This window comes from Streptomyces sp. NPDC111802 (genome assembly GCF_055634335.1).
Genome location: NZ_JBVKCZ010000018.1, coordinates 164,774 through 187,602, shown reverse-complemented (window position 1 = coordinate 187,602; position 22,829 = coordinate 164,774). Strand labels below are relative to the sequence as shown.

23 protein-coding genes and 1 pseudogene are annotated in these 22,829 nt (G+C 71.9%); all 24 read left to right on the top strand.

The window, feature by feature from the left end:
• Positions 1-279 precede the first annotated feature (279 nt).
• The 24 genes and pseudogenes from ACZ7NC_RS21735 to ACZ7NC_RS21620 all read left to right on the top strand — a co-directional run bounded on the left by ACZ7NC_RS21735 (position 280) and on the right by ACZ7NC_RS21620 (position 22,828).
• On the top strand, positions 280-609 hold the full coding sequence (locus ACZ7NC_RS21735; RefSeq protein ID WP_107905485.1) for a TcmI family type II polyketide cyclase: 330 nt from the start codon (positions 280-282) through the stop codon (positions 607-609).
• The gene (locus tag ACZ7NC_RS21730) at positions 606-1,877 is read left to right on the top strand and encodes a beta-ketoacyl-[acyl-carrier-protein] synthase family protein (RefSeq protein ID WP_471490467.1); all 1,272 of its coding nucleotides are present in this window, start codon (positions 606-608) and stop codon (positions 1,875-1,877) included. Before ACZ7NC_RS21735 ends, ACZ7NC_RS21730 begins: the two co-directional genes overlap by 4 nt.
• On the top strand, positions 1,874-3,088 hold the full coding sequence (locus ACZ7NC_RS21725; RefSeq protein WP_471490466.1) for a ketosynthase chain-length factor: 1,215 nt from the start codon (positions 1,874-1,876) through the stop codon (positions 3,086-3,088). The genes ACZ7NC_RS21730 and ACZ7NC_RS21725 overlap by 4 nt, the downstream gene beginning before the upstream one ends.
• A pseudogene (locus tag ACZ7NC_RS21720) lies at positions 3,036-3,208 on the top strand (cobyrinate a,c-diamide synthase); the annotation flags it as partial. The gene ACZ7NC_RS21725 and the pseudogene ACZ7NC_RS21720, both read left to right, overlap by 53 nt.
• A gap of 74 nt (positions 3,209-3,282) precedes the next feature.
• Entirely contained in the window at positions 3,283-3,552 is a 270-nt protein-coding gene (locus ACZ7NC_RS21715) for an acyl carrier protein (protein WP_471490464.1), read from the top strand.
• 91 nt (positions 3,553-3,643) lie between these two features.
• Positions 3,644-4,429: a 3-oxoacyl-ACP reductase FabG gene (fabG, locus tag ACZ7NC_RS21710; RefSeq protein WP_471490463.1), complete on the top strand. Its 786-nt coding sequence runs from the start codon at positions 3,644-3,646 to the stop codon at positions 4,427-4,429.
• Positions 4,430-4,448: 19 nt separating this feature from the next.
• On the top strand, positions 4,449-5,384 hold the full coding sequence (locus tag ACZ7NC_RS21705; RefSeq protein WP_471490462.1) for an aromatase/cyclase: 936 nt from the start codon (positions 4,449-4,451) through the stop codon (positions 5,382-5,384).
• Between the two features lie 2 nt (positions 5,385-5,386).
• A complete protein-coding gene (locus tag ACZ7NC_RS21700; RefSeq protein WP_471490460.1) occupies positions 5,387-6,862 on the top strand; it encodes an FAD-dependent monooxygenase in 1,476 nt (491 codons plus the stop codon).
• 107 nt (positions 6,863-6,969) lie between these two features.
• Positions 6,970-7,839: a glucose-1-phosphate thymidylyltransferase RfbA gene (gene rfbA, locus ACZ7NC_RS21695; protein WP_471490458.1), complete on the top strand. Its 870-nt coding sequence runs from the start codon at positions 6,970-6,972 to the stop codon at positions 7,837-7,839.
• Between the two features lie 34 nt (positions 7,840-7,873).
• The gene (locus ACZ7NC_RS21690; protein WP_471490456.1) at positions 7,874-8,554 is read left to right on the top strand and encodes an antibiotic biosynthesis monooxygenase family protein; all 681 of its coding nucleotides are present in this window, start codon (positions 7,874-7,876) and stop codon (positions 8,552-8,554) included.
• Positions 8,555-8,588: 34 nt separating this feature from the next.
• Positions 8,589-9,764 carry a nucleotide disphospho-sugar-binding domain-containing protein gene (locus tag ACZ7NC_RS21685; protein WP_471490454.1) on the top strand — a complete coding sequence of 392 codons (1,176 nt, stop codon included), beginning with the start codon at positions 8,589-8,591 and terminating at the stop codon, positions 9,762-9,764.
• Positions 9,761-10,750, top strand: coding sequence for a dTDP-glucose 4,6-dehydratase (gene rfbB, locus ACZ7NC_RS21680; protein WP_471490453.1), 990 nt, complete (start codon positions 9,761-9,763; stop codon positions 10,748-10,750). Before ACZ7NC_RS21685 ends, rfbB begins: the two co-directional genes overlap by 4 nt.
• Before the next feature lie 53 nt (positions 10,751-10,803).
• Positions 10,804-12,288, top strand: coding sequence for an FAD-dependent monooxygenase (locus tag ACZ7NC_RS21675; protein ID WP_471490452.1), 1,485 nt, complete (start codon positions 10,804-10,806; stop codon positions 12,286-12,288).
• A 47-nt stretch (positions 12,289-12,335) separates the two neighbouring features.
• Positions 12,336-13,499 (top strand): methionine adenosyltransferase, encoded by a 1,164-nt coding sequence (gene metK, locus ACZ7NC_RS21670; RefSeq protein ID WP_471490451.1) that lies wholly within the window; start codon positions 12,336-12,338, stop codon positions 13,497-13,499.
• A complete protein-coding gene (locus tag ACZ7NC_RS21665; protein WP_471490450.1) occupies positions 13,499-14,515 on the top strand; it encodes a carbohydrate kinase family protein in 1,017 nt (338 codons plus the stop codon). The genes metK and ACZ7NC_RS21665 overlap by 1 nt, the downstream gene beginning before the upstream one ends.
• On the top strand, positions 14,512-15,633 hold the full coding sequence (locus ACZ7NC_RS21660; protein ID WP_471490449.1) for a DegT/DnrJ/EryC1/StrS family aminotransferase: 1,122 nt from the start codon (positions 14,512-14,514) through the stop codon (positions 15,631-15,633). The genes ACZ7NC_RS21665 and ACZ7NC_RS21660 overlap by 4 nt, the downstream gene beginning before the upstream one ends.
• The gene (locus ACZ7NC_RS21655) at positions 15,626-16,390 is read left to right on the top strand and encodes a class I SAM-dependent methyltransferase (RefSeq protein WP_471490448.1); all 765 of its coding nucleotides are present in this window, start codon (positions 15,626-15,628) and stop codon (positions 16,388-16,390) included. Before ACZ7NC_RS21660 ends, ACZ7NC_RS21655 begins: the two co-directional genes overlap by 8 nt.
• Positions 16,387-16,998, top strand: coding sequence for a dTDP-4-dehydrorhamnose 3,5-epimerase family protein (locus ACZ7NC_RS21650; RefSeq protein ID WP_471490447.1), 612 nt, complete (start codon positions 16,387-16,389; stop codon positions 16,996-16,998). Before ACZ7NC_RS21655 ends, ACZ7NC_RS21650 begins: the two co-directional genes overlap by 4 nt.
• Before the next feature lie 26 nt (positions 16,999-17,024).
• Positions 17,025-18,041, top strand: coding sequence for an NAD-dependent epimerase/dehydratase family protein (locus tag ACZ7NC_RS21645; RefSeq protein WP_471490446.1), 1,017 nt, complete (start codon positions 17,025-17,027; stop codon positions 18,039-18,041).
• Entirely contained in the window at positions 18,038-19,435 is a 1,398-nt protein-coding gene (locus ACZ7NC_RS21640) for an NDP-hexose 2,3-dehydratase family protein (RefSeq protein ID WP_471490444.1), read from the top strand. The genes ACZ7NC_RS21645 and ACZ7NC_RS21640 overlap by 4 nt, the downstream gene beginning before the upstream one ends.
• Before the next feature lie 20 nt (positions 19,436-19,455).
• Positions 19,456-20,346, top strand: coding sequence for an alpha/beta hydrolase (locus ACZ7NC_RS21635; RefSeq protein WP_471490443.1), 891 nt, complete (start codon positions 19,456-19,458; stop codon positions 20,344-20,346).
• Positions 20,347-20,370: 24 nt separating this feature from the next.
• Positions 20,371-21,648 carry an MFS transporter gene (locus tag ACZ7NC_RS21630; protein WP_471490441.1) on the top strand — a complete coding sequence of 426 codons (1,278 nt, stop codon included), beginning with the start codon at positions 20,371-20,373 and terminating at the stop codon, positions 21,646-21,648.
• Positions 21,645-21,983 (top strand): phosphopantetheine-binding protein, encoded by a 339-nt coding sequence (locus ACZ7NC_RS21625; RefSeq protein ID WP_471490439.1) that lies wholly within the window; start codon positions 21,645-21,647, stop codon positions 21,981-21,983. The genes ACZ7NC_RS21630 and ACZ7NC_RS21625 overlap by 4 nt, the downstream gene beginning before the upstream one ends.
• The gene (locus tag ACZ7NC_RS21620) at positions 21,980-22,828 is read left to right on the top strand and encodes a 4'-phosphopantetheinyl transferase family protein (protein ID WP_471490438.1); all 849 of its coding nucleotides are present in this window, start codon (positions 21,980-21,982) and stop codon (positions 22,826-22,828) included. Before ACZ7NC_RS21625 ends, ACZ7NC_RS21620 begins: the two co-directional genes overlap by 4 nt.
• The last annotated feature ends 1 nt before the right edge of the window (position 22,829 follow it).

Sequence of the window (22,829 nt, the reverse complement as noted above, 5' to 3'; positions counted from 1 at the left end):
TCAACGCGCACAAGGCCGGCACCATCAAGGGCCTGTCCGCCGAAGTCGGCGCCTCCCTCACCTCCGGCGCCGCCATCTGCGAAATCAAGGACTGATTCTGACGGGGTTTGACATTCGTCTGACCTGAACTCCCTTGAAAGCGGCCGTAAAAGCGACGAACCTGGATGCCAGATCCCCTTTCTCGCGCTTCTCGGAAATTCTCCGGGAGCCATTCGATGTGAATTCATCCGGTCACCGCGCGTGGAATCACCGGGAAACTCTGTCGTGGAGGAGAGACGCATGCACAGCACCTTGATCGTGGCTCGGATGGATCCCGACTCCAGCATCGACGTGGCGAAACTGTTCGCGGAGTTCGACGCCGGCGACATGCCGCACCGCATGGGCACCCGGCGCCGCCAATTGTTCTCGTACCGGGGCCTTTACTTCCATCTTCAGGACTTCGACTCGGACAACGGCGGTGAACTGATCGAGCAGGCGAAGGCCGATCCGCGGTTCATTCGGATCAGTGACGACCTCAAGCCGTTCATCGAGGCCTACGACCCGGCGACCTGGCGTTCGCCGGCCGACGCCATGGCGACGCGCTTCTACAACTGGGAGGCGTCCGCGTGACGTCGCGACGAGTCGTCATCACGGGGATGGAGGTCCTCGCCCCCGGCGGCATCGGCACCAAGAACTTCTGGAGCCTGCTGAGCGAGGGCCGGACCGCGACCCGTGGCATCACCTTCTTCGACCCCTCCCCGTTCCGTTCCCGGGTGGCCGCGGAGATCGACTTCGATCCCGAGGAGCACGGGCTGAGCCCGCAGGAGGTCCGCAGGATGGACCGCGCCGCGCAGTTCGCGGTGGTCGCGGCGCGCGGTGCGGTCGCCGACAGCGGTATCGAGGTGGAGGAGTACGACCCGTACCGGGTGGGCGTCACCATCGGCAGCGCCGTCGGCGCCACGATGGGGCTCGACGAGGAGTACCGGATCGTCAGTGACGGCGGCCGCCTGGATCTCGTCGACCACGCGTACGCCGTGCCGCATCTCTACAACTATCTGGTGCCGAGCTCCTTCGCCACCGAGGTGGCCTGGGCGGTCGGTGCCCAGGGACCCAGCTCCGTGGTGTCCACCGGGTGCACCTCGGGCATCGACTCGGTCGGATACGCGGCGGAGCTGATCCGGGAGGGCTCCACGGACGTGGTGATCGCGGGCTCCTCGGACGCGCCGATCTCGCCGATCACGATGGCCTGCTTCGACGCGATCAAGGCGACCACCCCGCGCCATGACGAGCCGGAGCGCGCCTCCCGTCCCTTCGACGGCACCCGCAACGGCTTCGTCCTCGGCGAGGGCGCGGCGGTGTTCGTCCTGGAGGAGCTGGGCAGCGCCCGGCGGCGCGGGGCCCATATCTACGCGGAGATCGCCGGGTACGCCACGCGCAGCAACGCGTACCACATGACCGGACTTCGGCCGGACGGCGCGGAGATGGCCGAGGCGATCCGGGTCGCGCTGGGCGAGGCGCGGATGAACCCGGAGCAGATCGACTACGTCAACGCCCACGGCTCGGGCACGAAGCAGAACGACCGCCACGAGACCGCCGCCTTCAAGCGCAGCCTGGGCGAGCACGCGTACCGGACCCCGGTCAGCTCCATCAAGTCGATGGTCGGGCACTCGCTGGGCGCGATCGGTTCCATCGAGATCGCTGCCTCCGCGCTGGCGATGGAGCACAACGTGGTGCCGCCGACCGCCAATCTGCACACCCCCGACCCCGAGTGCGACCTCGACTATGTGCCGCTGACAGCCCGTGACCAGATCACCGACGCGGTGCTCTCGGTCGGCAGCGGGTTCGGCGGCTTCCAGAGCGCCATGGTGCTCGCCCGGCCCGAGAGGAGTGCGGCATGAGTACGGCCGTGGTGGTGACCGGTCTCGGAGTGGTGTCCCCCAACGGGCTGGGCACCAGGGACTTCTGGGCCGCGACCAAGGGCGGCAAGAGCGGCATCGGGCGGATCACCCGCTTCGATCCGTCCCAGTACCCGGCGCGGCTGGCCGGGGAGATACCGGGGTTCGTCGCCGAGGACCATCTGCCGAACCGGCTGCTGCCGCAGACCGACCGGATGACACGGCTCGCCCTGGTCGCGACCGACTGGGCGCTCGCCGACGCGGGAGTGACGCCCGCGGAGCTGCCCGAGTTCGACATGGGTGTGGTGACCGCGAGTCACTCCGGTGGGTTCGAGTTCGGGCAGAACGAGCTGCGCAAGCTGTGGAGTCTGGGCAGCCAGCATGTCAGCGCGTATCAGTCCTTCGCCTGGTTCTACGCCGTCAACAGCGGCCAGATCTCCATCCGCAACGGGATGAAGGGGCCGAGCGGGGTCGTCGTCAGCGACCAGGCCGGCGGGCTGGACGCGGTCGCCCAGGCGCGACGGCAGATCCGTAAGGGGACCTCGCTGATCGTGTCCGGGGCGGTGGACGCGTCCATCTGTCCTTGGGGGTGGGTGGCGCAGCTGGCCGGTGACCGGCTGAGCACCAGTGATGAGCCCACGCGCGCGTACCTGCCGTTCGACGGTGAGGCGCGCGGGCATGTGCCCGGTGAGGGCGGGGCGATTCTGATCATGGAGTCCGTCGAGGCGGCTCGTGCGCGGGGCGCGAAGGTCTACGGAGAGATCGCCGGGTACGGCGCGACGATCGATCCTCGGCCTGGTGGCGGGGGTGAGCCCGGGCTGCGGCGGGCGCTGGAGACCGCGCTCGCGGATGCCGGGGTGCGGGCCGGTGACGTCGATGTCGTCTTCGCGGACGCGGCGGCCGTGCCGGAGCTCGACCGGGTCGAGGCGGAGGCGATCAACTCGGTCTTCGGGGTGGGGGGTGTGCCGGTCACCGCGCCCAAGACGATGACGGGGCGGCTGTACTCCGGGGCCGCGCCGCTGGATCTCGCGGCGGCGTTCCTCGCCATGGCGGAGGGGTTGATTCCGCCCACGGTCAACAGTGAGCCCCTGCCCGAGTACGGGCTTGACCTGGTCGCCGGTCAGGCGCGCGCTGCCGATGTGCGTACGGCGGTTGTGCTGGCTCGGGGGCAGGGCGGGTTCAACTCGGCGGTTGTGGTGCGGGGCGTGGAGTAGCGGCGCCGGTCTTTCTTCGCCCCCGCCGCCCCTACCCGTCCCGTCCCTGGGGGCTGCCGCCCCCAGACCCCCGCTTCGGCCCTGAACGGGCCTCGTCCTCAAGCGCCGGACGGGCTGAGAGTGCCCGGAGCACTGAGAGGTGCCGACCGGCAGCGAATGACGTACGTAACACGACACGAAGGGACCAACCACCCGTGGCCACCACCCAATTCACCCTGGACGACCTCAAGCGCATCCTCCTCGAAGGCGCCGGCGCCGATGAGGGCGTCGACCTCGACGGCGACATTCTCGACACCGGGTTCGAGGAGCTCGGGTACGAGTCGCTCGCGCTGCTGGAGACCGGTGGGCGGATCGAGCGGGAGTTCGGGATCACGCTCGACGACGACGTCCTGACCGACGCCCACACTCCGCGCGCGCTGATCGCGGCCGTCAACACCGTGCTCGGAGTCGGCGCCGCGGCCTGACGCGCGCCCCCTTTCACCGCGGGGCGGGACCCGAGACCCGCCCCGCCCGCCCCGCCACGAACCAGTCAACGCACCCCCACGGGAGAGAAACATGGCGCAGCAGCACCAGCGCGTAGCCCTCGTCACCGGAGCCACCAGCGGCATCGGGCTCGCCGTCGCCCGGCTCCTCGCCGGGCAGGGGCACCGGGTCTTCCTCGGCGCCCGTACCCCCGAGAACGTGGCGTCCACCGTCAAGGAGCTCCGTGAGGAGGGGCTGGACGTCGACGGCGCCGCCGTGGACGTGCGGTCCGCCGACGGGGTCAAGGCCTTTGTGCAGGCGGCCGTCGACCGCTTCGGCACCGTCGATGTCCTGGTCAACAACGCCGGTCGCAGCGGTGGCGGGGTCACCGCCGACATCGCCGACGAGCTGTGGGAAGACGTCATCGACACCAACCTCAACAGCGTCTTCCGGATGACCCGTGAGGTGCTCAACACCGGGGGGATGCGGGAGAAGGACCGCGGGCGCATCATCAACGTCGCCTCCACCGCCGGCAAGCAGGGCGTCGTCCTCGGCGCCCCGTACTCCGCCTCCAAGCACGGCGTCGTCGGCTTCACCAAGGCGCTCGGCAACGAGCTCGCGCCGACCGGCATCACCGTCAACGCGGTCTGCCCCGGCTATGTCGAGACCCCGATGGCCCAGCGGGTGCGCGCCGGGTACGCCGCCGCCTACGACACCACCGAGGACGCGATCCTGGAGAAGTTCCAGGCGAAGATCCCGCTCGGCCGCTACTCGACCCCCGAGGAGGTCGCGGGTCTCGTCGGCTACCTCGCCTCCGACACCGCCGCCTCCATCACCTCGCAGGCCCTGAACGTCTGCGGTGGGCTGGGCAACTTCTGACATCCGAGGAGAGCACGCCATGACGACTCGTCAGGTCGAGCACGAGATCACCGTCGACGCCCCCGCCCCCGCCGTCTACCGGCTCATCGCCGAGGTGGAGAACTGGCCGCGGATCTTCCCGCCCACCATCTACGTCGACCACCTGGAGCGCGGCGAGGGCGAGGAGCGGATACGGATCTGGGCCACCGCCAACGGCGAGGCCAAGAACTGGACCTCCCGCCGCACCCTCGACCCGGACGGTCTGCGGATCACCTTCCGGCAGGAGGTCTCCACCCCGCCCGTCGCCGCGATGGGCGGCGCCTGGATCATCGAGCCGCTGTCCGGAACCTCGTCCAGGATCCGGCTGCTGCACGACTACCGGGCCGTCGACGACGACCCCGAGGGCCTGCAGTGGATCGACGAGGCCGTCGACCGCAACTCGCGCTCCGAGCTGGCCGCGCTGAAGACCAACGTCGAACTCGCCCACGCCTCCGAGGAGATCACCTTCTCCTTCGAGGACACCGTGCAGATCGACGGCTCCGCCAAGGACGCCTACGACTTCGTCAACGAGGCCGGGCTCTGGGTGGAGCGGCTGCCGCACGTGGCCTCCGTCAGGTTCAGCGAGGACACCCCGGGGCTGCAGACCCTGGAGATGGACACCCGGGCCAAGGACGGCTCGACGCACACCACCAAGTCGTACCGGGTGACCTTCCCGCACCACAGGATCGCCTACAAGCAGGTCACCCTGCCCGCGCTGATGACCCTGCACACCGGCTACTGGACCTTCGCCGAGAACGCCTCCGGCGTCGCCGCCTCCTCACAGCACACGGTGGTCCTCAACACCGCCAACATCGCGAGGATCCTCGGCGCGGACGCCACCGTCGCGGACGCGCGCGCGTATGTGCAGAACGCGCTCAGCACCAACAGCCGCGCCACCCTCGGCCATGCCAAGGACTACGCCGAGAACAGGAGTTGACCGTGGCCGCGCGCGCACTGGAGACCGATGTCCTCGTCGTCGGCGCGGGCCCCGTCGGGCTGATGCTCGCCGGGGAGCTGCGGCTCGGCGGTGCCGGGACGGTCGTACTGGAGCGGCGGGCCGCGCCGACCACCGAGTCGCGCGCCTCCACGCTGCACGCCCGCACCATGGAACTCCTCGACAGCCGCGGCCTGCTGGACGCCCTGGGCACCCCGCCCGACGAGCCCCGCGGCCACTTCGGCGGGGTGCCGCTGGACCTGACGCTGCCCAGCCCCTGGCCGGGGCAGTGGAAGGTGCCGCAGACCCGTACCGAGGAGCTGCTGCGGGACTGGGCGCTCGGGCTCGGCGCGGATCTGCGGCGCGGGCACGAGCTGCGGGCCGTGCGGCTCGGCGAGGACGGTGTCGAGGCGGTCGCGGCGGGGCCCGGCGGACGGGCGCTGCGGATCCGGGCACGGTTCGTGGTCGGCTGCGACGGCGAGGACAGCACCCTGCGGCGGCTGACCGGGGCCGAGTTCCCCGGGCGGGACGCGGGGCGGGAGCTGCTGCGGGCGGACGTGGCCGGGATCGACGTGCCCAACCGGCGTTTCGAGCGGCTGGAGAAGGGCCTCGCTATCGCCGCCCGGCGCGGTGACGGGGTCACCCGGGTGATGGTCCACGAGTTCGGCTCCGCCGCCGGGCCACGTTCCGCCGAGCCCGAGTTCGCCGAGGTGGCCCAGGTGTGGAAACGGGTCACGGGGGAGGACATCAGCGGGGGAACCCCGCTGTGGGTGAACTCCTTCGGGGACGCCAACCGGCAGCTCGTCGAATACCGTCGGGGGCCCGTGCTGTTCGCCGGTGACGCGGCCCACCGGCAGATGCCCGCCGGCGGCCAGGCGCTCAACCTCGGGCTCCAGGACGCCGTCAACCTCGGCTGGAAACTCGCCGCCGAGGTGCGTGGGCGGGCCCCGGCCGGACTGCTGGACACGTATCACGCCGAGCGGCACGCGGTCGGCCGGCGCGTCCTCGCCAACATCCGGGCGCAGGCGCTGCTGCTGCTCGGCGGGCCCGAGGTGGAGCCGGTGCGGGCGCTGCTCGGCGAGCTGATCGCCGAACGGCCCGAGGTGCGGGCGCACTTGGCGGGGATGATCTCCGGACTCGACATCCGGTACGGCACGCGGCACGCGGATCCACTGCTCGGCACCCGGCTGCCGTACACCCGACTCAGCGGCCCGGACGGCCCGTTGAGCACCGCCGACCTGCTGCGCACCTCCGGACGGGGCCTGTTGCTCGACCTGGCCGGCGACGCGCGCCTGCGCACCGTCGCCCGGCCCTGGGCGGACCGGATCGTCACGGTGACCGCCCGCCCGGAGGCTCAGGGCCCGCTTCGTGCCGCCCGTGCCGTGCTCGTGCGGCCGGACGGATACATCGCGTGGACCGGCGGGGACGGCGATACGGAAAATGCCCTGAACACCTGGTTCGGCACTTCTGACAGAAATTGACATCGCTCTGACCTGGCGGCCCTTGAATCCGCCCGTACGTCCGAGAAAGCTGGTCATCGGCTCCCCCGACCGCGCGAACCGGCAGAATTTGCCTGGAGGCAGGGACAGTGAAAGGGATCATCCTGGCCGGAGGCCATGGGACAAGGCTGCAGCCGATCACCCTGGGAATGTCGAAGCAATTGCTCCCGGTGTACGACAAGCCAATGATTTACTACCCGCTTTCGGTGCTGATGCTCGCCGGCATCACCGATATCCAGATCATTTCCGCGCCGCGTGATCTGGGTGGTTTTCAGCGGCTGCTTGGGGACGGTTCGGACTACGGACTGAATCTGACCTACGCGGAGCAGGACGAACCACGCGGTCTCGCCGACGCGTTCGTCATCGGCGCCGACCACGTGGGTGACGACTCGGTGGCCCTGGTCCTCGGCGACAACATCTTCCACGGCCTCGGCTTCAGCGGCATCCTCCAGGACGCGGTCGTGGACGTCGACGGATGTGTGCTGTTCGGCTACCCCGTGCGCGACCCCGAGCGGTACGGCGTCGGCGAGGTGGACGCGGACGGCAACCTGGTCTCGCTGGAGGAGAAGCCGGCCCGGCCCAGGTCCAACCTGGCCATCACCGGGCTCTACCTCTACGACAACGACGTGGTCGACATCGCCAAGAACCTGCGCCCCTCCGCGCGGGGCGAGCTGGAGATCACCGACGTCAACCGGGTCTATCTGGAACGGGGCAAGGCGCGGCTGATCTCCCTCGGGCGCGGCTTCGCCTGGTTGGACACGGGCACGCACGACGCCCTCACCGAGGCCGGCCAGTACGTGCAGATCCTGGAGCATCGCCAGGGCGTCCGGATCGCCTGTATCGAGGAAATCGCCTGGCGCATGGGATTCATCGACCGCGAGGCCTGCCACCGGCTCGGCACGAAGCTCGCGAAGTCCTCGTACGGCCGCTACGTGATGGAAATCGCCGCGGCCGGCTGAGAGTTCACCTTCATTTCTCGAACTGCGGAGAGTCATGCCTTTCATCTCGCCCGACGACGGCTACATGACCCTGTTCAACCTGTTCGACACCGAGGACCGGGAAAAGCAGGACCTGGTGCTTCAGGCCATGCGGGACATCGTCGACAACGCCGATTATCCCGGCTGGATATCCTCCACCGTGCACGCCGGCGAGGACACCCCGGGAACCGCCAACTACATTCAGTGGCGCAGCGCCGAGGACCTCAAGGCGCGGTATCAGGGGGAGAAGTTCAGGACGAAGACGGTGCCGGAGTTCCACCGGCTCGCCACCACCGTCCAGCTCATCCAGACCGAGGCGGTCTTCGCCCAGCGGCACCCCTCGCTCGGGGACGCCGCCGAGATCTCCACACAGCGCGACGACTACACCGTGATCTTCGTGCTGCGCTGCGAGCCGGAGAACCAGAAGGCCCTCGTCGACGCGCTCGCCAAGCCCGACGACTGGCTGCTGACGGTCCCCGGCTACCGCTCCCACGCCTACTTCCGCTCCCTCGACGGCACGGCCCTCGTCAACTACGCGCAGTGGGACAGCAAGGAGGCCTACGACGCCTTCCACACGCTGCCCGACGAGCAGCGGCCGCTCGAAGTCCAGAAGGGCCGGGTGCGCGCCCGTTCCCTGGCCACCTCGCGCTGGGCGAACACCTTCCGCGTGTGGCACTCGCGCTCCGCCGCGAGCTGACGTCCCTCTGACCCGGACCGGAGAAGCCACAGCCATGCGCTACATGTTCACCACCATCCCGGGGGCCTCGCACATGCTGCCCCTGGTCCCGCTGGCCCACGCCGCCCTCGCCGCCGGCCACGACGTGCTCGTCGCGGCGAACGGCTCGGCGCGGACCACGGCGGCCTCGGCCGGGCTGCACACCGTCGCCACCGACGACGGCCGGTCCGTACGGCCGTACGACGATCTCGTCCGACGCTTCACCGAGACCGACGTGAGCTGGAATCTCACCCCGGGCGAGGTGATCGAGCATGTCGCCGGGGTCTTCGCGGAGGTCGCCGGCGGGATGGCCGACGGCCTGGTCGACATCGCGAGGACCTGGAAGGCCGACGCCGTCGTCTACTGCCCGCCCGCCGTGGCCGGACTGCTCGCCGCCCGCGCCGCCGGTGTGCCCGCCGTCCTGCACGGCATCGGCACCCGCCGGCCTACCTTCCGCCCCGCCCTCAACCGCCTCGCCCCCGTGGCCGAGCGCTTCGGCGTCACAGACCCGGCCGAGGCCGAGGTGGAGATCGACCTGAGCCCGGCCTCCCTGGAGACCATCCACCAGGACGCCCCGCACCAGGGCGGCGCCGGCCACACCCTGCCGATGCGGTACGCCCCCTACACGGGCGGCGCCGAACTGCCCGACTGGGCGCTCAGGCGCGGCGAGAAGCCCAGGATCGCCGTCACGCTCGGCTCCATGCGCGTCTTCTACAGCGACGGCGCCCATCTGCGCGACATCCTCAAGGGCACCGAGGAACTCGACGTCGAGGTGGTCCTCACCACCAGCGGCGCCGAACTGACCGCGCTGCCCTCGCCGTTGCCGAGCCATGTGCGCACGGTCGACTGGATGCCGCTGCGCGCGCTGCTCGCCACCTGCGACGCGATCGTGCACCACGGCGGCATGGGCACCATGTACGCCGCCTTCGACGCCGGTGTGCCCCAGCTCGGCGTGCCCATGGCGCACGACGACGGCTGGGCCAACGCCCAGGTCCCGGTGGCCCGCGGCGCCGGTCTGATGCTGGAGGGCCGTAAGGCCACCGGCGCGGACATCGCCGCCGCCCTGCGCGAGGTGCTCGGCGCGCCGGGCTACCGCAAGGCGAGCCAGGACGTGGCCGCCGAGATGCGCGCCATGCCGACCCCCGCCGATGTCATGACGCGCCTGCCGGAGCTGCTGGGGGCCACGTCATGAGACTGCTGGTGACCGGGGGCGCCGGATTCATCGGCTCCCACTACGTGCGCTCCCTCCTCGCGGGCGACTACGACGAGGGGCGGGGTACCGCCGTCACGGTCCTCGACAAGCTGACCTACGCCGGCAACCGGGCCAACCTGCCCGCCGACGACCCGCGGCTGACCTTCGTCCACGGCGACATCTGCGACCGGGAGCTGCTGCTGGAGCTGCTGCCGGGGCACGACGCGATCGTCCACTTCGCCGCCGAGTCCCACGTCGACCGGTCCGTCACCGGCGCCGCCGAGTTCGTCCGTACCAACGCGCTCGGCACCCAGACCGTGCTGGACGCCGCGCTGGACACCGGTGTGGAGCGCGTCGTGCACGTCTCCACCGACGAGGTGTACGGCTCCATCGACGAGGGCTCCTGGACCGAGGAGTGGCCGCTGCTGCCCAACTCCCCGTACGCGGCCTCCAAGGCGAGCTCCGACCTCGTCGCCCGCTCCTACTGGCGCACCCACGCCCTCGACGTCTCGGTGACCCGCTGCTCCAACAACTACGGCCCCTACCAGCACCCCGAGAAGCTGATCCCGCTCTTCGTCACCAACCTTCTGCAGGGCATCGAGGTCCCGGTCTACGGCGACGGGCGCAACCGGCGCGAGTGGCTGCACGTCGACGACCACTGCCGGGCCGTCCACCTGGTGCTGACGCGGGGCGGGGCCGGCGAGATCTACAACGTCGGCAGCGGCGACGAGCTGACCAACCTGGCCCTGACCGAGCGGATCCTGAAGCTCTGCGGAGCCGACCGCTCGATGATCCGGCACGTCACCGACCGCAAGGGACACGACCTGCGGTACGCCCTCGACGACACCAAGATCCGCGCGGAGCTCGGCTGGGCGCCCCGGACGTCGTTCGAGGACGGGCTGGCCGCGACGGTCGCCTGGTACCGCGACAACCCGCAGTGGTGGCGGCCCGTCCGGGACACCGCCCGCCAGTCGGCCGCCGCCTGACGCCCGGTCACCTCACAGGCACATCACACCAACGCAGACAGGAGGGGACGTTCGTGGACGCGGATGTGATCATCGTCGGTGCCGGGCCCACCGGGCTGATGCTGGCCAGCGAGCTTCGGCTCGGCGGGGCGCGGGTCGTCGTGGCGGAGCTGCTCGACGAGCCCACGGGGCAGTCGCGCGGCCTGGGCTTCACCGCCCGCGCCATGGAGGCCTTCGACCAGCGCGGCCTGCTGCCCGGGTTCGGCGGTCTGGAGACCAGCCCGCTCGGCCACTTCGGCGGCGTGCAGTTCGACTACACCGTGCTGGAGGACGCCCACTTCGGCGCCCGCGGCATACCCCAGTCGCAGACCGAGGCCGTCCTGGAGCAGTGGGCCGGTGAGCTGGGCGCGGACATCCGGCGCGGCCGGCGGCTCACGGCCCTGACCGACCACGGCGACCGCGTCGAGGCCACCTTCGTCACCCCGCAGGGCGAGCAACGGCTCACCGCCGGCTGGCTGGTCGGCTGCGACGGCGGGCACAGCGTGGTCCGCAAGGAGGCCGGGTTCGACTTCCCGGGGACCCCGGCCACCCGCGAGATGTATCTGGCCGACGTCGTCGGCTGCGGCCTCAAGCCCCGGTTCCTCGGCGAGAAGCTGCCGAACGGCATGGTGATGGCCGCCCCCCTCGCCGAGGGCGTGGACCGCGTCATCGTCTGCCCGCACGGCACCCCGCCCCGCGACCGCACCGAGCGGACCGTCTCCTTCACGGAGGTCGCCGACGCCTGGCAGCGCATCACCGGCGAGGACATCTCGCACGGCGGCGCCGAGTGGGTCAGCTCCTTCACCGACGCCACCCGTCAGGTCACCGAGTACCGGCGCGGCCGGGTGCTGCTCGCCGGCGACGCGGCGCACATCCACCTCCCGGCCGGCGGACAGGGCCTGAGCACCGGCGTGCAGGACGCGGTCAACCTCGGCTGGAAGCTGGCCGCCGTGGTGGCCGGCCGGTCACCCGAGAGCCTGCTCGACTCCTACCACGCCGAGCGCCACCCGGTCGGCGAGCGCCTGCTGAGCAACACCCGCGCCCAGGGCATGGTGTTCCTCGGCGGCGAGGAGGCCGACCCGCTGCGCGAACTGCTCACCGAACTCATGACGTACGACGACGTCAAGCGCCATCTGGCGGGCTCGGTCAGCCACCTCGACCTCCGCTACGACCTCGGCACCGGGAGCCACCCCCTGCTGGGCCGCCGGCTGCCGCCCCGCGCGCTGCGCACCGCCGCAGGCACGAGGACCACCACCCCCGAACTGCTGCACGAGGCCCTGGGCGTCCTGCTCGACCTCACCGACGACGCCGGGCTCCGCGGCGCCGCCGAGGGCTGGAAGGACCGCGTGGTCACGGTGACCGCGACCCTCGACGCCGCCGAGACGCGCAGCGACCCGTTCGCCGGCGCAGCCGCCGTCCTCGTGCGGCCCGACGGCTACGTCGCCTGGACCTCCGCCGACGACGAGCCGGCGACGGCGGCGCTGGAGCGCTGGTTCGGCCCGGCGGCCGACGCGCGCTGACACCCCCACCAGCCCCCACTCACCGAGGCCCACCGAAGGAAACCCCCATGGCCGTACGCCTGTTCACCTCGGAGTCCGTCACCGAGGGCCACCCCGACAAGATCGCCGACCAGATCAGCGACACGATCCTCGACGCGCTGCTGCGCGAGGACCCGGCCTCCCGGGTCGCCGTCGAGACCCTCATCACCACCGGGCTCGTGCACATCGCGGGCGAGGTGACGACCCAGGCGTACGCGCCCATCGCCCAGCTGGTCCGCGCCAAGGTCCTGGAGATCGGCTACGACTCCTCGCAGAAGGGCTTCGACGGCGCCTCCTGCGGCGTGTCCGTCTCGATCGGCGCGCAGTCCCCGGACATCGCGCAGGGCGTCGACACCGGCGGCGCGGGCGACCAGGGCCTGATGTTCGGCTATGCGTCGGACGAGACGCCGACCCTGATGCCGCTGCCGATCTTCCTGGCGCACCGTCTGTCCAAGCGCCTGTCCGAGGTCCGCAAGAACGGCACGATCCCGTACCTGCGCCCGGACGGGAAGACGCAGGTCACCATCGAGTACGACGGCGACCGCGCCGTACGCCTGGACACGGTGGTGGTCTCCTCCCAGCACGCGTCCGAAATCGACCTGGACTCCCTCCTCGCGCCCGACATCCGGGAGTTCGTGGTCGAGCCGGAGCTGAAGGCGCTGCTGGACGACGGCATCAAGCTGGACACCGAGAACTACCGCCTGCTGGTGAACCCGACCGGTCGTTTCGAGATCGGCGGTCCGATGGGTGACGCGGGGCTGACCGGCCGGAAGATCATCATCGACACGTACGGCGGCATGGCCCGCCACGGTGGCGGCGCGTTCTCCGGCAAGGACCCGTCCAAGGTGGACCGTTCGGCGGCGTACGCGATGCGCTGGGTCGCCAAGAACGTCGTCGCGGCCGGTCTTGCCTCGCGCTGCGAGGTGCAGGTGGCGTACGCGATCGGCAAGGCCGAGCCGGTGGGCCTGTTCGTCGAGACCTTCGGCACCGAGACGGTCGGCGTCGCCGACATCCAGTCGGCCATCTCCGAGGTCTTCGACCTGCGCCCGGCCGCGATCATCCGGGACCTGGACCTGCTGCGCCCGATCTACGCCCAGACCGCCGCGTACGGGCACTTCGGCCGTGAGCTGCCGGAGTTCACCTGGGAGCGGACGGACCGGGTCGAGGCGCTGCGGAAGGCGGCCGGGGCCTGATGCGTATCGCCGTCACGGGCTCCATCGCCACCGACCATCTGCTGTCCTTCCCGGGCCGGTTCACCGAGCAGTTCGTCGCGGACCGGCTGGACCGGGTCTCGCTGTCCTTCCTCGCGGACAGCCTGGACGTGCGCCGCGGGGGAGTGGCCGCCAACATCGCGCTGGGCCTGGCCCGCCTCGGTCTCGCGCCGGTGCTGGTGGGCGCGGCCGGCACGGACTTCGCGGAGTACGCGGCCTGGCTGCGCGAGAACGGGGTCGCCACGGACGCCGTGCTGGTCAGCGAGACCCTGCACACCGCCCGCTTCGTCTGCACGACCGACCTCGACCACAACCAGATCGCCACGTTCTACGCCGGTGCCATGGCGGAGGCCTCCCGCATCAGCCTCGCCGAGGTGGCCGAGCACACCGGACGCCCCGACCTGGTGGTCGTCGGCCCCAACGACCCCGGGGCCATGCTCCGGCACACCGACGAGTGCCGGCAGCAGGGCATCCCGTTCGCCGCCGACCCCTCCCAGCAGCTGGCCCGGCTCACCGGTGAGCAGGTGCGCCAACTCGTCGACGGGGCACGGCTGTTGTTCACCAACGAGTACGAGGCCGCCCTCCTCCTGGAGCGCACCGGCTGGACCGAGGACGAGGTGCTGAAGCGCACCGGCGCCTGGGTCATCACCCGCGGCGCCGACGGCGTCGACATCGCCCGCGCCGGCCGGGAGCGGCTGCACGTCGTCGCCGTACCGACCGACCGGGCCGTCGACCCCACCGGAGTCGGCGACGCGTTCCGCGCGGGCTTCCTCGCCGGGACCGCCCGTGAGCTGCCGCCCCAGTGGGCCGCCCGGCTGGGCTGCGCGCTGGCCACCGTCGTGCTGGAGACGGTCGGCACCCAGGAGTACGTGCTGACCCCGGCCGATCTGCTCCGCCGTATCGAAGCCGCCTACGGCCCGGCCGCCGCCCGGGAGACCGGGCCCGGCCTCGGCCCCGACCGAAACCCGAGCAACTTCAAGCAGGAGGCGATCGCGTGACCACCCGAGTCTGGGACTATCTGCCGGAGTACGCAGTCGAGAAGGACGACATCCTGGACGCCGTGGCGAAGGTGTTCGGGTCCGGTCAGCTGGTGCTCGGCGAGAGCGTCAAGGGCTTCGAGGCCGAGTTCGCCGCCTACCACGGGCTGCCCCACGCCACCGGCGTCGACAACGGCACCAACGCGCTCAAGCTCGCCCTTCAGGCGCTCGGCGTCGGCCCGGGTGACGAGGTCATCACGGTGTCCAACACGGCCGCCCCCACCGTCGTCGCCATCATCGGCGCCGGGGCCACGCCGGTGTTCGTGGACGTCCGTGAGGAGGACTTCCTCATCGACACCGAGCAGGTCGAGGCGGCCGTCACGCCCCGCACCAAGGCGCTGCTGCCGGTCCATCTCTACGGCCAGAGCGTCGACATGGAGCCGCTCAGGCGCATCGCCGAGAAGCACGGCCTGAAGATCCTGGAGGACTGCGCCCAGTCGCACGGCGCCCGCCACCACGGCAGGCTCACCGGCACCCTGGGCGACGCGGCGGCCTTCTCCTTCTACCCCACCAAGGTCCTCGGCGCCTACGGCGACGGCGGCGCCGTCGTCACCGCCGACGACGAGACCGACCGGGCCATGAAGCAGCTGCGCTACTACGGCATGGACAAGGTCTACTACGTGGTGCGCTCGCCGGGCCACAACTCCCGCCTGGACGAGGTGCAGGCGGAGATCCTGCGCCGCAAGCTGACCCGCCTCGACGCCTACGTCGCAGGGCGGGGCGCAGTCGCCCGCCGCTACGAGGAGCAGCTCGCCGACGTCACCGGGCCCGGCGGACTGCTGCTGCCCGCCACCAACCCGGGCAACACCCACGTCTACTACGTCTACGTCGTCCGCCACCCGAAGCGTGACGCGATCATCGAGGCGCTCAAGGCCTACGACATCCACCTCAACATCAGCTATCCGTGGCCGGTGCACACCATGTCCGGCTATGCGGACCTGGGTTGGGCCGAGGGCTCCCTGCCGGTCACCGAGAAGCTGGCCGGCGAGATCTTCTCGCTGCCGATGTACCCCTCGCTGTCGGAGGGGCTCCAGGACAAGGTCATCGGCGCGCTGCGGGAGGTGCTCGCGCGTGTCTGAGGCATCCAGGACGGCACCCCTCGGCATCTACGACGTCGGTGACGTCTACGACGCGATCTACAACGGCCGCGGCAAGGACTACGGCGCCGAGTCCGCCGTCGTCGCCAAGCACATCCGCTCCCGCTTCCCGGCCGCCGCCTCGCTGCTGGACGTCGGCTGCGGCACCGGCGGCCATCTCGCCCACTTCGCCGAGGAGTTCGGGGACGTGCGCGGCATCGACCTGGCCGACGGCATGCTGGACGTCGCCCGCCGCAACCACCCCGGCATCCCCGTCGAGCGCGGCGACATGCGCACCTTCCGGCTGGAACGCCGGTTCGACGCCGTCGCGTGCCTCTTCGCGGCCATCGGCAACCTGACCGGCGAGGACGAACTGAGGGCCACCATCGGCTCGTTCGCGCACCATCTCGCCCCGGGCGGCGTCGCCGTCCTGGAGCCCTGGTGGTTCCCGGAGAACTTCACTCCCGGCCACGTCGGCGGCCACGTCGTCACCCACGGCGGCATGACCGTCGCCCGCGTCTCCCACACCGTCCTGCACGACACGGGCGACGCCAGCCGCATGGACGTGCACTACCTGGTCGGGAAGCCGGGGCAGGACGTCCGGCACTTCGACGACACCCATGTCATGGCCCTCTACAGCAGGGCCCAGTACGAGGCCGCGTTCACCGACGCCGGGTTCACGGTCGAGTACGTCACCGGTGAGTACCCCGGCAACGGCCTCTTCGTCGGCGTCAAGCACGACAACCAGGAAGGCGAGTGAGCGCCGTGCAGGTGCACAAGCTGGGCATCGAGGGTGCCTTCGAGTTCACGCCCCCCGTCTACAAGGACGACCGCGGCCTGTTCTCCTCCCCGTACCAGGGCACGGCGTTCACCGAGGCCCTCGGCCGGCCGCTGTTCCCGGTCAAGGACATCAGCCACAACCTGTCCGCCCGCGGCGTGCTGCGCGGCATCCACTACACCGCCACCCCGCCCGGCCGGGCCAAGTACGTCTACTGCCCCTACGGCCGTGTCCAGGACTTCCTAATCGACCTCAGGGTCGGCTCGCCCACCTTCGGCCAGTGGGAGGCCACCGAGATCGGCGGCGACGACTGCCGCGCCCTGTACATCCCGGTCGGCGTCGGCCACGCCTTCCTGTCCCTGGCCGACGACTCGATGGTCGTCTACGTGATGTCCGAGGGCTACGTCCCCGAGAACGAGCGCGCCGTGAGCCCCTTCGATCCCGAACTCGGCCTGCCGCTCCCGGCGGAGCTCAAGGCCGCCCAGTCGCAGCGCGACCTGAGCGCGCCCACCCTCGCCGAGGCCCGGGACCGCGGCCTGCTGCCCACGTACGAGGCCTGCCAAGAGGTGGAGGCACAGCTGTGGCCGTGAACCCCTCGCCGGTGAATCCCCCGCCCGTGAACTCCTCACCCGTGCACCCCCCGCTCGTGGTGCTGCTCGGCGCCACCGGATTCGTCGGCTCCGCGGTGCTGCGTGAACTCTCCCGGCGTCCGCTGCGGATCCGTGCCGTCTCCCGCCGCCCCGCGCCCGTCCCCGCGGACGCCCGCGCCGAGATCGAGGTGCGTGCCACCGACCTCACCGCACCCGGCGCCGTCGCCGAGGCGGTCGAGGGCGCCGACGTGGTGATCCACACCGTGCTGTACAGCGCCGGCGCCACCACCTGGCGCGTGGAGGACGGCGACACCGCCGCCGAGCGCGTCAACGTCGGCCTGGTCCGCGACCTCGTCGAGGCCCTGCGCGACCGCCGTACCGCCGCGGGCTCCCCGGTCACCGTGCTGTGGGCGGGCGCCGCCTCGCAGGCCGGCCCGCTGGAGAAGGACGTCCTCGACGGCACCGAGACCGACCGGCCCAAGGGCGAGTACGACCGTCAGAAGCTCGCCGCCGAGCAGGTGCTGCTGGCCGCCGACGCCGAGGGCGTGCTGCGCGGCGCCGCGATCCGGCTGCCCACCGTCTTCGGCTACGGCCCCGAGTCCACCGCCCGCGACAAGGGCGTCGTCACCCTGATGGTGCGCCGCGCCCTGTCCGGGGAGTCCATCACCATGTGGCACGACGGCACGGTCCGCCGCGACCTGCTCTACGTCGAGGACGTGGCCCGCGCCTTCGCCGCCGCCGTCGACCACCCGGACGCGCTCGCCGGCCGGCACTGGCTGCTCGGCACCGGCCGGGGCGAGCCGCTCGGCGAGGTCTTCAGGACCGTCGCCGCGCTGGTCGCCGAGCAGACGGGCAAGCCTCCCGTGCCGGTGGTCTCCGTAACCCCGCCCGCGCACGCCGAGGCCGGCGACTTCCGCAGCGTCACCATCGACGCCTCGGCGTTCCGCACCGCCACCGGCTGGCGTCCCGCGACACCGCTGGACGAGGCGCTGCGCCGCACGGTCGCGTTCTTGGTCACCGGCGGCGAGGAGGACCTGTCGTGACCGCGCCCGTCGCCCCCTCGCTGCGCTCCCGCGCCGCCGAGGACCTGACCGCCCGCCTGGCCCGCTCGGCCGCCGCCGGCGGCGCCGGGCACGGCCTGCGCACCGCCGACGTCGACGGCTGGCTCGCGGGGCGGGCCCGCGCCCACCGATTCCGGGTGGAGCGCCGCCCGCTCGGCGAGCTCGACGGCTGGTCCTTCGCCGAGGGCACCGGCAACCTGGTGCACCACACCGGGAAGTTCTTCAGCGTCGAGGGGCTCACCGTCAACCTCGGCGAGGGCTCGATGCGCTCCTGGCAGCAGCCCATCATCCGGCAGCCCGAGGTCGGCATCCTCGGCATCCTCGCCAAGGAGTTCGACGGCGTCCTGCACTTCCTGATGCAGGCCAAGATGGAACCCGGCAACCGCAACATCCTCCAGCTGTCCCCGACCGTGCAGGCGACCCGGAGCAACTACTCCACCGTGCACCGGGGTTCGAAGGTGAAGTACCTGGAGTACTTCGCCGGAGCGGGCCGGGCCCTGGTCCACGCGGACGTGCTGCAGTCCGAGCACGGCTCGTGGTTCTACCGCAAGGCCAACCGGAACATGCTCGTCGAGGTCGGCGCGGACACCGACGTCCCCCTCGACGACGACTTCTGCTGGCTCACCCTGGGCCAGCTCGGCGAACTGCTGCGCCGCGACAACCTCGTCAACATGGACGCCCGTACGGTCATCGCCTGCTTCCCGCCGGCCCGGTCCGGCCCGGGTGCCCTGCTCACCGACGCCGAACTGCAGTCCTGGTTCACCATCGAGCGCTCCCGGCACGACATCGACATCCGGCGGATCCCGCTCGACGCGGTCGAGGGCTGGCGGCGCGGCGACGACGTGGTCGAGCGCCCCGACGGCCGCTACTTCCGGGTGGTCGGCGTCCGGGTCGAGGCCGGCAGCCGGGAGGTCTCCGGCTGGGACCAGCCGCTGTTCGAGCCGACCGGCACCGGGGTCACCGCCTTCCTGTACCGGCGTATCGGCGGTGTGCCGCATCTGCTGGTCAACGCCAAGGTGGAGGCCGGGTTCCTGGACACCGTGGAACTCGCGCCGACCGTGCAGGCCAACCCCGGCAACTGGGAGCACCTGCCGCCCGCCGACCGCCCGCCGTTCCTGGACCTGGCGCTGGACGCCCCCGCCGACCGCGTCCGGTACGCGGCGATCCACTCCGAGGAGGGCGGCAGGTTCCTCAACGCCGAGAGCCGCTACCTCTTCATCGAGACCGACGACGCCCAGACCCCGCTGGAACCGCCCACCGGCTACCAGTGGGCCACCCCGGACCAGCTGGGCGCGCTGACCGCCCACGGCCACTACGTCAACGTCCAGGCCCGGACCCTGCTGTCCTGTATCGACGCCGGCGCCGTACAGCTGTGACGCCGACTCACGGGGGACGCATGACCGTCATCAGCCCGCCCACCACCCCCGGCATCCGCCGGATCACCCTCGACGCGGCCGGGCTCACCCTGTCCGCGCTGCTCGCCGAGCCCGCGCACGGCGCGCCCCGCGCCACCGTCGTCGCCCTGCACGGCGGCGGCATGAGCGCCGGTTACTTCGACGGCCGGGCGCACCCGGGCCAGTCCCTGCTCGGCCTCGGCGCCCGGCTCGGCTACACGGTCCTCGCCGTGGACCGGCCGGGCTACGGCGCCTCCGCCGGCGTACTGCCGGACGGCCAGCCTCTGGCCGAACAGACGGCCGCCCTGCACGCCGCCCTCGACGACCTGACCCTCCGGTACGACACCGGCGCCGGACTCTTCCTGCTCGCCCACTCCTACGGCGGCAAACTCGCCCTCACCGCGGCCGCCGACGACACCGGACCCGACCTGCTCGGCCTGGACGTCTCCGGCCTCGGACACCGCTACGCCGTGCCGCCGCGCGAACTGCCCGACGAGCGCGGGCACGGCCACTGGACCCGCAACTGGGGCAAGCTGCGCCTGTATCCGCCGGGCACCTTCCGGCACAGCGACACAGTGGTCGCCCCCATGCCGGTACGGGAGCGGGAGGAGGCGGCGCGCTGGCCGGAGCGCTTCGCGTCGCTGGCCGGGCGGATCCGCGTCCCGGTGCGGCTCACCTTCGCCGAGTACGAGGCGTGGTGGCTGCACGACGACGACACCCTCGCGGCGCTGCGGGCCGAGTTCGGCGGGGCGCCGCGCGTGGTGGTCGACCGGCTGCCCGGCGCCGGGCACAACATCAGCCTCGGCTGGGCCGCCCGCTCGTACCATCTGCGCGCCCTCGGCTTCCTGGAGGAGTGTCTCGCCCTGCGCGAGTGCGCCCCCGGCGGGCGCTGACCCGCGGTGCCCACCATGGTCGGCATGACTCTCGCCAGCGGCTTCCGCTCCCTGTCGGTGCGCAACTTCCGTCTCTTCGCGGCCGGTCAGCTCGTCTCCGTGGCGGGCACCTGGATGATGGTCGTGGCGCAGGACTGGCTGGTGCTGTCCCTCACCGGCGACTCCGCCGCGGCCCTCGCCACCGTGACGGCACTGCAGTTCACACCGCTGATGCTGTTCACCCTGTACGGCGGCCGGCTCGCCGACCGGCACGACAAACGGCGGCTGCTGGCGTGGGCCAACACCCTCTCCGGCGCCCTGGCCCTGGCGCTGGCCCTCCTCGACCTGACCGGCACGGCCCGGCTGTGGCACGTGTACCTCTTCGCGCTCGCCCTCGGCAGCGTCAACGCGGTCGAGGTGCCCGCCCGGATGTCCTTCGTCAGCGAACTCGTCGGCGCGGAGCTGCTGCCCAACGCCTCCGCGCTCAGCGCCGCGTACTTCAACGTCGCCCGGGTCGGGGGCCCTGCCCTCGCCGGGCTGCTGATCGGGGCGTTCGGCACCGGGTGGGTGATGCTGCTGAACGCGGCGAGCTACGCCGGGACCGTGGTGGGGCTGCGCATGATGCGGACGGCGGAGCTGCACCGGTCGGGGCGGGCGGCCGGACGGGGCGGGGTGGTCGACGGGCTGCGGTACGTCACGACGCGTCCGGACCTGCTCCTGCCGGTCGCGCTGATCGCGGTCATCGGGCTGTTCGGCCTCAACTTCCAGCTCATCCTGCCCCTGCTCGCCAAGACCGTCTTCCACGCCGACGCGGCCTCCTTCGGCCTGCTCACGACGTCGTTCGCGGCCGGTTCACTGCTGGCCGCGCTGGTGGGCACCGGACGCCGCTCCCGCCCGCCGGCCCGTACGGTCGTCCTCGCCGCGCTCGCCTTCGGAGCCCTGGAGACGACGGCCGCGTGGGCCCCCGACTTCGGGTCGGCCCTGGTCCTGCTGGCCATGACCGGCTTCGCCTCCCTGTACTTCGCACAGGCCGCCAACCACCGCATCCAGCTGGGCAGCGACCCCGACTACCGGGGCCGGGTGATGGCTCTCTACACCCTGATCCTCCAGGGCTCGACGCCCCTGGGCGCGCTGCTCGTCGGCTGGCTCGCCCAGCAACTGGGGGCGCGCGCCGGGCTGTTGGCCGGAGGGCTGGTGTCGGTGGGGGCGGCGGTGGTGGCGCTGGTGGTGGAGCGGCGGGGGAGTGGCGAGGGCGTCCGGCCCACGGCGCAGGAGCGGCCGTCGCGCGAGCACAAGCACTCCACGAAAGGCGGTACGCCATGACACCCCGACCCGCCGGTACGGCCCCGGAACGCCCCCGGTACCTGCCCGCCACCGCCGCCCTGCGCGCCATGCCCGCCGACGCCCGCGTGCGCACCCTGGAGGCCTCTCTGCGCCGGGAACTGGAACTCCGCCTCCGCGTCCCACCCGCCCACCGCCTCAGCACCGACCGCCCCCTGCGCCGCCAGGGCGTCCACCCCCTGCTGGCTCTCCAGCTCACGCTCGCCCTGAAGCGTGAGCTGGACGTCGAGATACCGGCCGACCTGCTGTGCGAGGGGACGCTCGGCGAGGTCGCGGCACTCGCGGCGGCGGGGCTCGACGCAGGCGGCAGCTCATGAGCGTCCGGTCCCGCGCCCTCCCGCCGGCCGTCCCCCGACTCTCCCTCGCCCCCGGCGAACTGCACCTGTGGGCCCTGCGCCCGCCCGCCGACGCCGAGGAACCGCGGGCCGTCGCTGAGCTCGACGGCGAGGAGCGCCGCCGGGCCGCCGGTTTCCTGCGGCCCGACGCACGGTCCGCCTACCTGCACGCGCACATCGGGCTGCGCCGGCTGCTGTCGGCGTACACCGGCGTCGCCCCCGGACTGCTCCGGCTGCGCAGGGCCCCGTGCCCGTACTGCGGCGGCGCGCACGGCCGTCCCGTCCTGCCGGGCTCGCTGCACTTCTCCCTGTCCCACAGCCACGGCCTCGTCCTGTACGGCGTCGCGGGCAGCCCGGTCGGCGTGGATGTGCAACGGGTGCCGGACGCCTCGACGGTGGAACTGTGCCTGCCCCGGCTGCACCCGGCGGAGCGGCGGGAAGTGCTGCGGGCGCCGGACGAGCGCCGGCCGAGGGTCTTCGCGGAGCTGTGGAGCCGCAAGGAGGCGTACCTCAAGGGCGTCGGCACGGGACTGAGCCATGGCGTCGGCGACGACTACCTCGGCGTCCACGCGAGCGCCGGAGGGCACCGCGCACCGGACGGCTGGCTCGTGACCGACCTGCACGGCTGCCCGGAGCATGTGGCCGCGGTCGCGGTCGCGGCGACGACGCCCCACCGGGCCGTACTCCACGAACTCCCGGACCGGATCACGTGGTTGCCGCAGCGGGAGGCCGCCGAGCGGATCGCCGCCATGGAGCCGGTCCTGTCCATGGTCCTGCCCGCGCCGCCCCCACCGACAGCGACACCGACACCGACACACGAGGAGTGAG

Bases quoted from the DNA above. Each gene is read 5' to 3' on its own strand.
- ACZ7NC_RS21705 (WP_471490462.1), top strand. From the start codon at position 4,449: ATGACGACTCGTCAGGTCGAGCACGAGATCACCGTCGACGCCCCCGCC.
- ACZ7NC_RS21625 (WP_471490439.1), top strand. From the start codon at position 21,645: ATGACACCCCGACCCGCCGGTACGGCCCCGGAACGCCCCCGGTACCTG.
- ACZ7NC_RS21620 (WP_471490438.1), top strand. From the start codon at position 21,980: ATGAGCGTCCGGTCCCGCGCCCTCCCGCCGGCCGTCCCCCGACTCTCC.
- ACZ7NC_RS21685 (WP_471490454.1), top strand. From the start codon at position 8,589: ATGCGCTACATGTTCACCACCATCCCGGGGGCCTCGCACATGCTGCCC.
- fabG (WP_471490463.1), top strand. From the start codon at position 3,644: ATGGCGCAGCAGCACCAGCGCGTAGCCCTCGTCACCGGAGCCACCAGC.
- rfbB (WP_471490453.1), top strand. From the start codon at position 9,761: ATGAGACTGCTGGTGACCGGGGGCGCCGGATTCATCGGCTCCCACTAC.
- ACZ7NC_RS21735 (WP_107905485.1), top strand. From the start codon at position 280: ATGCACAGCACCTTGATCGTGGCTCGGATGGATCCCGACTCCAGCATC.
- ACZ7NC_RS21690 (WP_471490456.1), top strand. From the start codon at position 7,874: ATGCCTTTCATCTCGCCCGACGACGGCTACATGACCCTGTTCAACCTG.
- ACZ7NC_RS21665 (WP_471490450.1), top strand. From the start codon at position 13,499: ATGCGTATCGCCGTCACGGGCTCCATCGCCACCGACCATCTGCTGTCC.
- metK (WP_471490451.1), top strand. From the start codon at position 12,336: ATGGCCGTACGCCTGTTCACCTCGGAGTCCGTCACCGAGGGCCACCCC.
- ACZ7NC_RS21635 (WP_471490443.1), top strand. From the start codon at position 19,456: ATGACCGTCATCAGCCCGCCCACCACCCCCGGCATCCGCCGGATCACC.
- ACZ7NC_RS21725 (WP_471490466.1), top strand. From the start codon at position 1,874: ATGAGTACGGCCGTGGTGGTGACCGGTCTCGGAGTGGTGTCCCCCAAC.
- ACZ7NC_RS21630 (WP_471490441.1), top strand. From the start codon at position 20,371: ATGACTCTCGCCAGCGGCTTCCGCTCCCTGTCGGTGCGCAACTTCCGT.